11 protein-coding genes, 1 tRNA gene and 1 pseudogene are annotated in these 12,477 nt (G+C 64.2%); 10 read left to right on the top strand and 3 right to left on the bottom strand.

Annotated elements, in window-relative coordinates; genetic code table 11:
- Window positions 1-760: 760 nt before the first annotated feature.
- From ACFWP7_RS19290 to ACFWP7_RS19280, 3 genes and pseudogenes are all read left to right on the top strand, one after another.
- Window positions 761-973 (top strand): annotated as a pseudogene (locus ACFWP7_RS19290) (helix-turn-helix domain-containing protein); the annotation flags it as partial.
- A gap of 285 nt (window positions 974-1,258) precedes the next feature.
- Window positions 1,259-1,597: a hypothetical protein gene (locus ACFWP7_RS19285; RefSeq protein ID WP_384382795.1), complete on the top strand. Its 339-nt coding sequence runs from the start codon at window positions 1,259-1,261 to the stop codon at window positions 1,595-1,597.
- A 724-nt stretch (window positions 1,598-2,321) separates the two neighbouring features.
- A complete protein-coding gene (locus ACFWP7_RS19280; RefSeq protein WP_384382735.1) occupies window positions 2,322-4,043 on the top strand; it encodes an AIPR family protein in 1,722 nt (573 codons plus the stop codon).
- A 375-nt stretch (window positions 4,044-4,418) separates the two neighbouring features.
- On the opposite strand, the gene ACFWP7_RS19275 is transcribed toward ACFWP7_RS19280, so the two are convergent.
- On the bottom strand, window positions 4,419-5,159 hold the full coding sequence (locus ACFWP7_RS19275; protein WP_384382734.1) for a GntR family transcriptional regulator: 741 nt from the start codon (window positions 5,157-5,159) through the stop codon (window positions 4,419-4,421).
- A gap of 181 nt (window positions 5,160-5,340) precedes the next feature.
- Here ACFWP7_RS19275 and ACFWP7_RS19270 point away from each other — a divergent pair, with 181 nt between their 5' ends.
- The 6 genes from ACFWP7_RS19270 (at window position 5,341) to ACFWP7_RS19245 (ending at window position 10,527) form a co-directional block, all read left to right on the top strand.
- The gene (locus ACFWP7_RS19270; RefSeq protein WP_266832582.1) at window positions 5,341-5,688 is read left to right on the top strand and encodes a hypothetical protein; all 348 of its coding nucleotides are present in this window, start codon (window positions 5,341-5,343) and stop codon (window positions 5,686-5,688) included.
- The gene (locus tag ACFWP7_RS19265; RefSeq protein WP_384382733.1) at window positions 5,688-7,004 is read left to right on the top strand and encodes an FtsK/SpoIIIE domain-containing protein; all 1,317 of its coding nucleotides are present in this window, start codon (window positions 5,688-5,690) and stop codon (window positions 7,002-7,004) included. The genes ACFWP7_RS19270 and ACFWP7_RS19265 overlap by 1 nt, the downstream gene beginning before the upstream one ends.
- Before the next feature lie 12 nt (window positions 7,005-7,016).
- A complete protein-coding gene (locus ACFWP7_RS19260; RefSeq protein ID WP_384382732.1) occupies window positions 7,017-7,211 on the top strand; it encodes a hypothetical protein in 195 nt (64 codons plus the stop codon).
- Window positions 7,212-7,590: 379 nt separating this feature from the next.
- A complete protein-coding gene (locus tag ACFWP7_RS19255) occupies window positions 7,591-8,961 on the top strand; it encodes a replication initiator (RefSeq protein WP_384382731.1) in 1,371 nt (456 codons plus the stop codon).
- A complete protein-coding gene (locus tag ACFWP7_RS19250; RefSeq protein ID WP_384382730.1) occupies window positions 8,951-9,154 on the top strand; it encodes a helix-turn-helix transcriptional regulator in 204 nt (67 codons plus the stop codon). The genes ACFWP7_RS19255 and ACFWP7_RS19250 overlap by 11 nt, the downstream gene beginning before the upstream one ends.
- Window positions 9,151-10,527: a tyrosine-type recombinase/integrase gene (locus ACFWP7_RS19245; protein ID WP_384382729.1), complete on the top strand. Its 1,377-nt coding sequence runs from the start codon at window positions 9,151-9,153 to the stop codon at window positions 10,525-10,527. Before ACFWP7_RS19250 ends, ACFWP7_RS19245 begins: the two co-directional genes overlap by 4 nt.
- Window positions 10,528-10,609: 82 nt before the next feature.
- On the opposite strand, the gene ACFWP7_RS19240 is transcribed toward ACFWP7_RS19245, so the two are convergent.
- Window positions 10,610-11,392 (bottom strand): hypothetical protein, encoded by a 783-nt coding sequence (locus tag ACFWP7_RS19240; RefSeq protein ID WP_384382728.1) that lies wholly within the window; start codon window positions 11,390-11,392, stop codon window positions 10,610-10,612.
- A 308-nt stretch (window positions 11,393-11,700) separates the two neighbouring features.
- A tRNA-Arg gene (locus ACFWP7_RS19235) sits at window positions 11,701-11,772 on the bottom strand.
- A 222-nt stretch (window positions 11,773-11,994) separates the two neighbouring features.
- On the opposite strand from ACFWP7_RS19235, the gene ACFWP7_RS19230 reads away from it, so the two are divergent.
- The gene (locus tag ACFWP7_RS19230; RefSeq protein ID WP_384382789.1) at window positions 11,995-12,453 is read left to right on the top strand and encodes a response regulator; all 459 of its coding nucleotides are present in this window, start codon (window positions 11,995-11,997) and stop codon (window positions 12,451-12,453) included.
- The last annotated feature ends 24 nt before the right edge of the window (window positions 12,454-12,477 follow it).

Raw genomic sequence — 12,477 nt, 5'->3', positions numbered from 1 at the left:
CGCTGGCGGCTGCGTGGGAGCGACGTACTTCCAGGGCCTGTCCTGGTCGCCGTGCATGTTCGCGGTTGACCATACGGACGCCCCGGGCATGACGCTCGTGGTCACCACCGACCTGCCGCATCCGAGCAACTGGATCGGCCGCGAGGCAGAGCCCTTACTACCGTCCGCTGTTGCTGCGTCCGCTCGGCTCGCCTTGCGCGAGGTTGGACTTCGACGGCTCCCGGCTCCGACTTCCACCTCGACCGGTCTGCCAGCTTCACACCCTCATCCTGAAGGCGCTGGACAGGATCGGATCAAAAATTCTTGAGAACGAGGCTGACCAGGAAGGGAGCGGATCGGCCCGGTTAGTCGGGTGCAGGCGTCCGCAGCGCGGTCCGACCCAGTAAGTAGCTTCGGAGCCCCTGAGGTTGAGACGATCGAGGCATCAACGGAGGCCGATATATGGCCCCAAGTCCCTGTGCCCATAGCACAGTTGAACCGTTGGTCCTTCACCTCAAATATGGAGCCGCATCATGTCCAGTTCTACTTCGCATACTGGTGCATTCACGACAATCACCTTCTGTTTCACCGGCTACACCGATGGGCGGTGGGTTACAACGCCAGTGGTGGTTGTGGTCGTAGTACTCGTGCTAGTGCTGGCTGCTCGCGCTGGGCTTGAAGGTATGGATCCCGGCGCCCTCGCAGTACTGGCCGCGACCATGGCCGACTTGCTGGTCGGACTTCGCTCTGGTGATAGCAGGGCAGACCAGGGCCTGTAACCATGGGCCGGCCCGTCTTGAACATCGACGCCAGTGCGGGTCCCCGGCTCCGGGAGCTAGTGGAATACCTGCGTGAGCTCAAGGCGACCAGCTGTGTCACTTACCGTGAGATGGCGAGGCGTACAGGGCTCAAGCCGTACTACTGCGGGGCGTCGACGCTTAGTCAAGCGGTTTCCGGTGCTCGGCTTCCCCGGCTTCAGGCTGTGGAAGCCTACGCTCGTACAGCCGGTGACCTCGCCGACCAAAATGCACGTCAGCGTCGTGTCCGACGCGCCCGGCAGCTGTGGAAGGCTGCGGCCATCGAGCAGGCGCATCCACTTCGGACTGGCCACGGACGCCGCCTCCGTCAGATCCGTACGACGGCAGCTCTTGGTGAGGGCCTAGCGCAGCTTCGCGCGCGGGCAGGCCAGCCTTCTCTGCGTGAGATCGAACGAGCGACCGCTGCTCACGGCCACCGAGTGCCACGATCGACGTGCCAGTTGATCTTGGGTGGCCAGGTCTTGCCCACCTCGGAACAGCTAAAGGCTTTCCTGATCGCCCTCGATGTCACCGAAGCTGCCTCCTCGGGCTGGCGTCTCGCGTTGCACCGCCTTGTGGTCAGAAGATCCCCCGAGCTGGTTTGGTCAGGTGGGTGTGTGTGCCCAGAGGGCGATCCTGCCGTGATGGCGTTCCTTGAACGTCGCGATCGGGACGAAAGGATCAAGCGAAGGACCGGCCAGCTACGCCAGGACGAGGACTACGACGAGTGGTTGGAGTCGCGTGTTGCCAGGGCCTTCTACCGGCGTCGATGGGACTACCTGGACGAGGACGAGCTGGCAGAGTTTGAATCGGGCGGATGACACGACGGGAGCCCGTCGGCGAGTAGTGACAGCCTGTGGTGAGCAGACCGGTTTCCCAACTCAGGCCTCAAACTAGCCCCGGGAGCCACACAGGCGCTCGCTAGATCGAGCGGATCAGGTCCCTGACCCGGTACTTCACTGGCGGGGTTGGCGGAATTGGGACCCAGGGCCAGTTCGTCCCGAAGCAACCGAGGCTCGTTCGGGCGAGGTCGGATGCCTGCCCACGCCGTTGACCAGAGCGAGCCGTGATGGCTGACCGTGAGCTCTCATCTTGGGAAGCTGTGAGCATTCGGGGGGCGGTTCGTTGGCTGACCTGGGCGAACCGTCGAGCGTGGTCCTCGGTGGATTCAGCTGCTCTCACCGTGGTTCCCCGCTTTTCCCCGCTCGATCGGGTGCAGTTGTGGTGCGGTGCTCAGACAAGGGTGCCGAGCTGCCACGTGGTGAGCGGCCGGTTGAGGGGCGGTCCGCTCGTCACTGCTTGATCGTGCTCCACGCCGGCCCAGTCAGCGTCGGACAGTCGCGTCGACCGCACCGATCGCAGTTCGTCACTTGCTGAGGGAACGAGTGATCCTGAAGCCATCCGTTTTGGCGGTTTGTGAGGTCAAAATGCGGGATACCTGCCCAAGTTGTGGCCAGCAGCCCTACCATCGTCTAAGCCGGAGGTTAGAGCTAGCGACTAGCTATGCAGACCCGGGCGAACGTTGTCGAGTGTTGGGAGCGTTGAATGAACCCTCTCATCAAGGGACTGTTTAAGAAGTTTCGCGAAGAGGAGGAACTCACCGAAATTAGTGACGCGGACGCTTTCGAGCTTTTTGCTGCGAGTCTAATTCTTCCGGAAGACCTCACGAGCCAAGTTCAAAAGTCCGACCTGCTTCTTGACCCGGGCGCAATCGGCATTGACGTAATCGCCCTTGACGTAAACGGACATCTAGCTTGGGATGTTGATGACGTTAAGGAGATTTGCGAAAACGCCGCCAAGGTGGATGTGAGCTTGCACTTCATTCAGGCTAAGCAGTCTGCCTCTGTATCTAGTACCGATGTTCTCAATTTTGGTGACACTGCTCGAAGATTTCTACAGGGGGAGAGTTTTTCTGCATACCCCCGCATGGATGCATTGGTCAAAGCGCTTGGTTCTGTGTTCGAAAACTATGCGAGTCGCCTAAAAGGCTCCCCCTCCGTTTATTTGTACTTCACCACTACGGCGCCGAAGCAAGCCATCGCGGCGGACCCGGTGAAAGAAAGGATCGCAACCGCGAGGGACTATATCGAAAATCTCGGCTTCCTTGGAAAGGTCACCGTTACAGTCCTCGGCGCTGATGATATCCATGACGCATGGGTTAGGAAAAACCATGCAAACGAAGTGGAAATCCAGTTTGAGAAGCAAGTAAACTTGCCTAAGATGCCTGGTGTTGATCAAGCGATTCTGGGCGTCGTGTCAGTAGCTGAGCTGCTTAAGTTGATCGAAATTGGCGATGCAAGGACTCTCGATGAACGCGTCTTCTATGACAACGTGCGAGGGTTCAAGGGGGAAGACAACTCGGTCAACAAGCAGATTATGAAAACTCTCGATTCGCCTGAGCGGAACCTCCTTCCTGTTCTCAATAACGGTGTAACCGTTGTTGCTGCGTCATACGCGCCCAAACCTGGAGATGCGGTTGCGTTGTCTGGGTATCAGATCGTCAATGGCTGTCAGACCAGTCACTGCCTGTATCTATCCAAGGAGTCACTTGGTGAGGCGCTTTCTGACGTCTACGTGCCGATCAGGCTGGTTGTGACTGGGGATGAAGAGGTCGCGACACAGATCATCCGTGCAACGAATTCTCAAACTGCCGTGCAAGAGAATGATCTAGTGGCGCTAAGTAAATTTCAGAAGAGGCTAGAAGACTTCTATAAGCTCGACGCCTCAGATATCAAGCTGACATACGAGCGGCGTTCGGGTCAGTTCTATAATAAAGAAGTTACCAAGAATCGGGTCGTCACAATTGGCGATCAGATGCGTGCCGTTTCATCGATGTTTCTAGATGCCCCACACGTGGCCGCTCGATATGCGAGCAGGCTATACGAGGATATCGGTGCAGCGATCTTTCGTGAGGATCATAAACTTCTTCCCTACATGGCGAGCGCATTCGCTGCCTACCGGCTAGAGAATGCTTTCAGGTCCGGCGGGCTAGAGGCTATCTACAAGCCGGCTCGATACCACATTCTCATGGCGTATAAATATCATGTACTTGGGGGCCAGTCGGCTTCTCTTGAGAAAAACAAGTCTGAAGAGCAGAGTGAGCAGATCATTGTAGCCTTGAAGCAGCATGACCTGATCTCAACATTTCGTGAACTGGCTCAGTCAGTCATCGCAGCTGGTGGCGGTCATATGCCCTCGCGAGACCGGCTTAAGCGACAGCAATTCACTCAAGACCTGGTCACTCAGTTGATGAAGCCGTCGGATTAGAGCTGTCGCACATCATAAGGTCGGCGGAGCGGCTTTGGGGTGGCGCTGCTTTGGCGCGAGTGATCATGGCCCCGTAAGCTTCCGGCGCGTCGGGCAGTCTGTGGACCTGCCCGTTAAAGCACGACGTTGGGGCCATGATCTTAGAGGCTCGCGCCAAAGTGGCTCCGTAAAGCCGTGGAGCCGACCGCCTCAGCCACGACGTACCCCTTCCCTGGCATCAGGTAGCTGCTTGCCTTGAGCGCGGCACGGGCGCCGGCCGGGCTGGAGCGGGGCGGAGACAGGAGTGCAGGCCCGGCCGGGGGCCGGGCCGCGCGCGGGGAGCGGAGCGAGCCGCCTTGAAACAGTGGAGAAGGTCTGAGCCAACTGGCCCCTCTGTTACAGCCTGAAGGACAGTTCCAGGTCGTCGCCTGGGAGGTGGAACTCTTCCAGGGCGAGCGGCTTTTCTGTCGCGGTCAGCGTCACGCGAATGATGTGCAGCAACGGGACGCCTTCGGGAAGCCGGAGGGCCTGGGCTTGGTCCGGGAGTGGCATGCGCGTGCGGATGTACTCCGTGAAGTGGAGTTCGTGGCCCAGTTCGGCGAGTGCTGCGTAGAGCTCCGGGGCCGGCGGGGGCGCTTCCTCTTCGTACTTGGTGTCGACCAACACGGAGAACGGCACGTAAGTGCGGTGGAGTTGGCGGAGGCGGCCGTTGTCGGCGGTCTGCAACGCGTCGTACGTGAACATCGGCTCGCCTGGCGGGATGCGCAACAGGTCGGCGAGTGCGAGGGGGGCGTCCGTGCGCGTGGCTACGGGGGGTTCCGCGTTGGCCCAACGGATGCCGTCGGCGTCGGCGTAGCCACCCTCCGGAGTGCGGCGGATGCCGCGCGGGCGCGTGAGGCTCGGGCGACTGTGGGGTGAACGGGCGAAGGTACCTCGGCCCATGATGACCTCGACGAGACCTGAAGCCCGTAGCTCCGTGAGGCCCTGACGGACCGTGGGGCGCGTCACACCGAACTGCTTGGCCAATGCCTCCTCGGAGGGGAGTGGCTGGCCGGCCGGGTAGGTGCCGTCCAGGATGCCTTGGCGCAGGTAGTCGGCGATCTGCCGGTACTTCGGCTGCGTGTTCTGTGGCGGCATGCAGGCCCTCCGTGGCCGTGTTTCTGGGCAGCTTGCCCAACTTCTTGGACAGCGTCCCCCATTGCGAGGCGGTTGACAACCCGTACTACGGGTCGCACTCTGGACCCATCACCCGTACTACGGGTGGTAAAGCAGTCCGGAGGATCGGCCTCCGGGCGCAATGGATGAGGAGTCCAACCAAGTGGCAAGCCTTCCGATCGACACCGCGAAGTTCACGGGGATCATCTGTGCCGTTCCCCCTGCTCCGCGGGTTGCCAACCGTGAGACCGGTCAACTCCGCGTGGACCGCGACACGGGCAAGACCGTGTACCAGGTCGGCCTGTGCCTGATGGCGGGCACATCGGCCGACGTCGTCACCGTGAACGTGCCTGGCGAACCCAGTGGCGTGCAGCTCGGCATGCCGGTGGCCGTCAGGGACCTGATCGCCACCCCGTGGGAGAACGAGGGGCGGCATGGAATTGCCTTCCGTGCGACGGAGATTCGGCCCCTGAACGCTCCGGCTCCGGCCGGGAAGGGGGCCGCGCAGTGATGATCCTGGCCTCCACCACCTCGGCCGGGACGACCTGGCCGAGCTGGTTCCTGGTGGTGGCCGCAGTGCTGGTGTCGGGCCTGCTTCTCGCAGGCCCGGCCCTGCGCCGCCGCTACCCCGTGGCCTGGTGGCTCTTACTCGGGTTTCCGGTCGCATGCTGCCGCGTCATCCGCACGTGGCGGCCGTTGATGGCCGGGTGCGGCCTGGCTGTGAGTCGTCGTCCTGCCCTGACGGTGGTGTCTGGGCTCGTCGGCAAGGGTGCTCCACCCCCTCAGCCGTTGGTGCCCCGGTTCGGGCTCATACGGCTGACTTTCGGCGGCTTCTGGCTGCTGGTGCGTCTTCTTCCGGGGCAGGTGCCGGAGGACTTCGTCAAGGCGGCGCCTGCCATGTCGGAAGCCTGGGAGGTGCACGCGGTCCGGGTCGCGTCGCGAAAGCCGGGCACCGTTCGGATCACGGCCTCGGTCACCGACCCACTGGCCTTCCCCCGCATACCCAAGCAGCGCGGGCCCGTTCACCTTCTCCGCGTAGCTGTAGGCGCGTTGGAGACCGGTGCCGCGTGGGTGATCGACCTGCGGCGTGTACCGCACTGGCTGATCGTCGGCGCCACCCGGTCCGGCAAGTCCACGCTGATCAACGCGCTCGTGGCGGGCCTGGCCCCGCAATCCGTCGCGCTGGTCGGCGTCGACTGCAAGGGCGGCATGGAACTGTCGCTCTACGAGCCGAGGTTGTCGGCACTCGCGACCAACCGTGAGCAGGCGGTCAGACTCCTGGCCGCGCTGGTTGATCTCACCCTCGACCGCATGACCGTCTGCCGGGCGGCGCGCGTACGGAACATCTGGGGTCTGCCGGAGCAGGCTCGGCCCGTACCGGTGGTCGTCATCGTCGACGAGATCGCTGAGTTGTTCCTCGTCGCGAGTCGGAATGAGAAGGACGAAGCGCAGGCGGCCGGTACGGCACTGATCCGGCTTGCCCAACTCGGCGCGGCACTCGGTGTGTTCCTCGTAGTCGCCGGCCAACGCGTCGGCTCCGACCTGGGACCCGGCGTCACGGCGCTCCGTGCCCAACTCGGTGGCCGGGTCTGTCACCGCGTCGCCGATCCCGGTACGGCGGAGATGGCCCTCGGCGACCTCAACCCGGACGCACTCAAGGCAGCGCAAGCCATCACACCGGAACAAGCCGGTACCGCGGTGCTGGCCTCCGGCGACGGCTGGGAACGTGCGCGCTCCCACCTGGTCACCGAAGCGGAGGCGGAAGCCATCGCGGCCGAGTTCGCGCACCTGACCCCGCACCTTCCCGAACTGCTGGACGCGAAGTGAAAGGGAACTGCAGTGCTCGTGTCCATGTCGGCGGTACTGCTGCTCGGCCTGTTGATCTGGTTCTTGCTGCGCATCCGCTACTTGCGCCTGGCCGACCTGCTGCTCTGCGGAGCCTTCGGCTTCTTGCTTGCCCGGACGACTGCCGCGCCCGTCGTGGCGACGGTCCTCGAAGGGGTGGGCGCCTTCCTCGGACAACTCCACTTCTGACCCATCCCGTACGGCCTGAGCTCGACAAGGCCGATACGACGGGCTCCCGACGGGGCGCGAAGTCGCCAAACCCGACCCCGTCAGGAACCCACTCCATCCGCCACGTGAGCAGTGAAAGGAGCACCCTCACTTTGTCCACCGCGCATCGTCCGCGCAAATCTCCTCCGCCCGAATGCGAGCTGAGGACCAGGGAACAGCCGACCTGCGTCGGGCGGGAACAAGTCGTTCTCGTCGGACTCGACGGCTTCGAACGCTGGCTCTGCCCGGCGCACGCCGCTGCCCTCTGGCTCACCGATCCGACACTTCGCTTCAGCGCGAAGACTCGACCGCAAGCAATCTCCGCCGTCATGTCGCAGGCGTTCGGCGGCGGTGGTCGTCAATGACCTCGCCTCCTGCCACTCTGCCGAAGGCCGTCTCCGCGCTGATCGACCAGGCCACAGAACCGGAGTTCGCGGCCTGGCGGCGTCAGATCGTCCGCCTCGGCGGCTGCACGAACCCGATTCACCTCGTCGGCAACGCGACCGTCGTCGACGCGTCGACCGGTGAGGCCCTGTTCTCGTACGGCTCGGACGTCTACGGCGGTCGCCTGCTCACCGCATGTGGCAACCGCAGGGCAACGGTCTGCCCGACATGCGCCCGCGTGTATCAGGCGGACACGTACCAACTGATCCGTGCCGGACTCATCGGCGGCAAGAACGTAGTGGAGAAGGTCGGCGAGCACCCTCGGGTGTTCGCCACCCTCACCGCTCCCGGCTTCGGCCCAGTTCACACCCGCCGCGAGCGCGACGGTCGCGTACGGGCCTGCCGACCCCGTAGGTCGGGCAACGCCTGCCCGCACGGCTCGCCGGCCGGGTGCCACTCACGCCACGCGGACGACGACCCGCGGCTCGGTGAACCGCTCTGCCCTCGCTGCTACGACTACGCCGGAGCCGCGCTCTGGCAAGCGCACGCAGGCCGACTCTGGCACCGCTTCGCTCTGGAGCTGCGCCGCGAGATCGGCCGGAGAGTCGGGCTCTCACGAAGCGAGTTCGCCGAGACGGTTCGGTTGTCGTACGCCAAAGTCGCCGAGTATCAGCGGCGCGGACTGGTCCACTTCCATGCCGTCATCCGCCTCGACGGACCGGAGGGACCGCACTCGACTCCACCGGGTTGGGCGACGACCGCGCTGCTCTCGGATGCTGTACGCCGTGCAGTTGGGAAGGTCCGGCTCACTGCCCCCGGCCGGGAGGTCATCGGGGCGCGTGCGCTGCAGTTCGGCGAGCAGGTCGACGTATGTCCCATCTCCGCCTTTGGAGTGGGGGAACGGCTGACCTCGGCGGCGGTGGCCGGTTACATCGCCAAGTACGCGACGAAGGGAGCCGAGTCAGCCGGCGCGGTGGACGGCCGTATTCACGGGGCGCGGGACCTGGTCATGTTGCCCGTACGTGCCCACGTGCTCCGCATGATCGGTACGTGCTGGTGGCTTGGCGGCCTGCCCGACTTCCAACCGCTCGGCCTGCGGCGTTGGGCGCACATGCTCGGCTACGGCGGCCACTTCTCCACCAAGTCCCGCCGCTACTCCACCACCCTGACCGCGCTTCGTCAGGCCCGTGCGGAACACCGCGCGGAGGAACAGCGAACAGCTCTTGGCATCGGCACGCGGTCAACCGTCGCGGTCGGCCAGTGGCGCTACGCCGGGCGCGGCTACTCGCCGGAAGCGGCGCTACTGGCCGCGTCGGTGCGGGAGGGCAGTGGTCCTCATGGCACGTGAGAAGGCGGCCGAACTACTCACTGTGCGGCAGGTGCTCGAAGAACTGGGCGGGATCTCCCGGCGCACCTTCTACCGCTGGCGGGAACTGCGGATCGCCCCTGCCTGTATCCGGTTACCGAACGGTGAGCTACGGGTCCGGCGGGACGTGCTCAACGACTGGTTGGAGAAGCGTGCGGAGGTGGCCGCGTCGTGAAGTCGTACAAGGTCTCCGTATGGAAGCTCTCCGTCAATCGGACAACCAAGAAGCCGACGTATCTCGTTCGCTGGGTTGTCGACGGACAGCCGTTCAGCGAGTCGTACAAAACAAAGGCACTGGCCGACCGCTTCCGGGCCAAGCTGCTGCGGGCTGTGGACAAGGGAGAACCCTTCGACACGGTCTCTGGTCTGCCCGACTCGCTGCGCGGTGGCAAGGCGGCGCTTTCGTTCCTGGAGTTGGCGCTCAAGTACGTCGATGCCCGATGGGCGGAGGTGTCGGCCAAGCAGCGGGACAGCATGACCGACTCTCTGGCGACGGCTGTCCCTGTATTGGTCAAGCCGGTACGGGGGCGGCCAACGCCGGAGCTCGTACGCCGCGCACTGCGCTCGTACGTCCTGCCTGTGCCCCGGCGAGATAGGGAGCGGCCGGAGGAGATCGCGTCCGCGGTGCGATGGATAGAGCGGGCGTCGCTGCCGGTGGCGGAGTTGCAGGAGATCGCTCGGGTTCATGAACTGATCGACGCACTCAGCCGGAAGCTGGACGGCAAGCCTGCCGCCACGCAGACGTACCGGCGGCGCCGGGCGGTCGTGTTCAACGCGCTTGAGTACGCAGTTGAGCTGGAGCTGTTGCCCTCCAACCCGCTGAGCCGGGTGCGGCGCAAGCGCGGGAAGCGGCCTGTGCAGGAGGTTGACCGACGCGTGGTGGTCAACCCCCGGCAGGCGCGGGAGCTGCTGGCGGCGGTGACGTACGTGGGTGGCTACGAGCGGGCAAGCGGTCGACGGCTGGGGGCGTTCTTCGGCTGCCTGTATTACGCGGCCATGCGGCCCGCTGAGGCGCTGGGACTTCGGCGCTCGGACTGCATTCTCCCGGCGAAAGGCTGGGGCCGTATCGAGCTGGCCGAGACGCGTCCGACGGCAGGCAAGGCGTGGACGGACTCCGGCGAAGCGCACGACCGAAGGGGCCTGAAGCAGCGGGCGGAAGGCGAAGTACGCATCGTGCCGATACCGCCGCCGTTGGTGCGGCTGCTCCGGGAGCACCTGAAGGAGTTCGGTACGGCGAAGGACGGCCGGCTCTTCGCCAGTGAGCGGGGCAACGTCGTAGCTGCGTCGTCGTACTCGCGGGTGTGGAAGCAGACGCGAGAGCTGGCACTCCTGCCGGAACAGGTCTCGTCCGTGCTCGCCTTCCGGCCGTACGACCTCCGGCATGCGGGCGTCTCGCAATGGCTCAACTCCGGAGTTCCGGCACCGGACGTGGCCGCTCGCGCGGGCCACTCGGTCGACGTGCTGCTCAAGATCTATGCGAAGTGCATCGACGGGCAGGAAGCCGAAATGAATGACCGCATCATGCAAGGACTCGGTGAGGCGGACTAGTTAATGCGAGCATGTCTGCTCGTGAAGGAGGGCGCCCTCAAGACTCTTGAGGGCGCCCTCCTTCACGTACGCGAGTCACGGGTTAAGTCATGGGAGCAGCTCTGATCCAACCGCGCTTGGGTATCCAGGCGATGGCCGGGCTGCGGCTGGCCGTGGTGGACAGCCACACTCCGTCGATCCCTTCTGGCAACTCAGGGGGATCACGAGGGAGTGGCCCTTCGTGGCTCAGGGGGACGGCCTCCATGTACTCCCAGCCGTAGATCAGGAAGGCGTGCCGCTCGTCAGTCTCAGCTGCGGCCAGTTGCCTTCGCAGCTTGGACATGCTCGGGCTGCTCACTAGCTCGCAGGCGGACGCGACAACGTGTTCCAACTCCGGGACGATCCCGCCCCATGACGCCTGCATCACGTAGTAGCCAGGCGGATGCTTCTCCGTGGAAGGTATGCAGGACAACGAGTCGATGCCAAGGCGTTCGAACTCGATGTACAGGTTGAAGTCGTGCTGCCAAAAGTAGGGCGCGGTTTCGGGGAGAACTCCGCGCTCTTCCAACTCAGACAGAAGCTTCGGGATGCGTGCCAGTGCGCGCTTCCAGCTCTTGTCTGGCGAGAGGTACACGAGCCATGTGTAGGTAAGGCCTGACTGGCGTATGTAGCCGAGCTGATTGGACTTGGTACCAGCGGCTCTGTGGCGCGGGTCCACCACGAGTTTGACCTCAACCGCGATGGTGCGTTCTTCGTGTGTGAGCACCAAGTCGTACGCACCTTGTCGGCCACCAGCATCGTTTGTGATGACTTCCACGCCCAGCGTGCTGCTGACGCACTTGCCCGCTAGGTGCGCGGCGGCATCGATCTTTTGACGGCCTTGCATGAGTCGACGGTACGGAGGTCGGGAGCCTCGGCGCAGCAGATTTATGGCTGGCTGATCTCTCAGCGCCGTCGGCGTCCCGGTCCCGGGGCTGGCAGTCGCAGCCGGCCGCGTTGCAAGCTGGCCTCTGGTGGGTTCCTTGCCTCTGAGGAGCAATGCTGACCTGCTGAGACGCTCCTCATGATCAACACGCTATTACAACGTGATCACTGTCATGGGGCTGCTTTCGGCGGCATCCGCCTGCACAAACGCCAAGACCCCGTCCTCAGCGAAAGCGCTGATGGCGGGGTCTTCGGGCACCTCATACAGGGTGCCCCCGGCAGGATTCGAACCTGCGCACACGGCTCCGGAGGCCGTTGCTCTATCCCCTGAGCTACGGGGGCGTGTCGGGCGCTTGGTGTGCGGCGACGGGTTGAACACTACCAGCTCTTTTGGGGGTGACTGGCATGGGTTTCGGTGGGGGGAGGGATGGGGTGTTGTGGGGGGAGGGGTGGGCTCAGGGTGGGTTGGAGGTGGGTCGTCCGGACGGGGTGGAAGTGGGGAAAACCGGGACGCGGCGGTGGGTGCGGTCCTACCCTCAAGTTGTGCCAGGCGCGTCGGGCCGGGTGCTTGTTGTGGACGACAACAAGGTCATCCGGCAGCTGATCAGGGTCAACCTTGAGCTGGAGGGTCTCGAGGTCGTGACCGCGGCCGATGGTGCCGAATGCCTGGACATCGTGCATCAGGTGCGGCCCGATGTGGTCACACTCGATGTGGTCATGCCCCGGCTGGACGGGCTGCGCACCGCCGCTCGCCTTCGGGCCGACCCGCGGACCCGGAATCTTCCCCTCGCCATCGTCAGCGCCTGCACTCAGTACGAGGTCGAGAGCGGGCTCGATGTCGGGGTCGACGCATTCCTTGCCAAGCCCTTCGAGCCTGCCGAACTCGTCAAGCTCGTACGGCAGTTGATGGAGCGTCGGGGGAGCGGCGGTGGTGATCGCGATGGCACCGGGGGCCTCTTTCCGGGTGTCTTTGGCGCCGAGGAAGCCGAGCGTGCCGAGCGCGCTGGACGTTCCGGTCACTGATCCATCGAGTCGGTCACCGATCCA

It is taken from the genome of Streptomyces sp. NPDC058470 (assembly GCF_042721055.1).
Classification (GTDB): domain Bacteria; phylum Actinomycetota; class Actinomycetes; order Streptomycetales; family Streptomycetaceae; genus Streptomyces.
Note: the sequence above shows the minus strand (reverse complement) of the source record. Positions and strands in the feature narration are given on the sequence as shown.

Bases quoted from the DNA above. Each gene is read 5' to 3' on its own strand.
- ACFWP7_RS19280 (WP_384382735.1), top strand. From the start codon at position 2,322: ATGAACCCTCTCATCAAGGGACTGTTTAAGAAGTTTCGCGAAGAGGAG.
- ACFWP7_RS19275 (WP_384382734.1), bottom strand. From the start codon at position 5,159: ATGCCGCCACAGAACACGCAGCCGAAGTACCGGCAGATCGCCGACTAC.
- ACFWP7_RS19265 (WP_384382733.1), top strand. From the start codon at position 5,688: ATGATCCTGGCCTCCACCACCTCGGCCGGGACGACCTGGCCGAGCTGG.
- ACFWP7_RS19255 (WP_384382731.1), top strand. From the start codon at position 7,591: ATGACCTCGCCTCCTGCCACTCTGCCGAAGGCCGTCTCCGCGCTGATC.
- ACFWP7_RS19250 (WP_384382730.1), top strand. From the start codon at position 8,951: ATGGCACGTGAGAAGGCGGCCGAACTACTCACTGTGCGGCAGGTGCTC.
- ACFWP7_RS19240 (WP_384382728.1), bottom strand. From the start codon at position 11,392: ATGCAAGGCCGTCAAAAGATCGATGCCGCCGCGCACCTAGCGGGCAAG.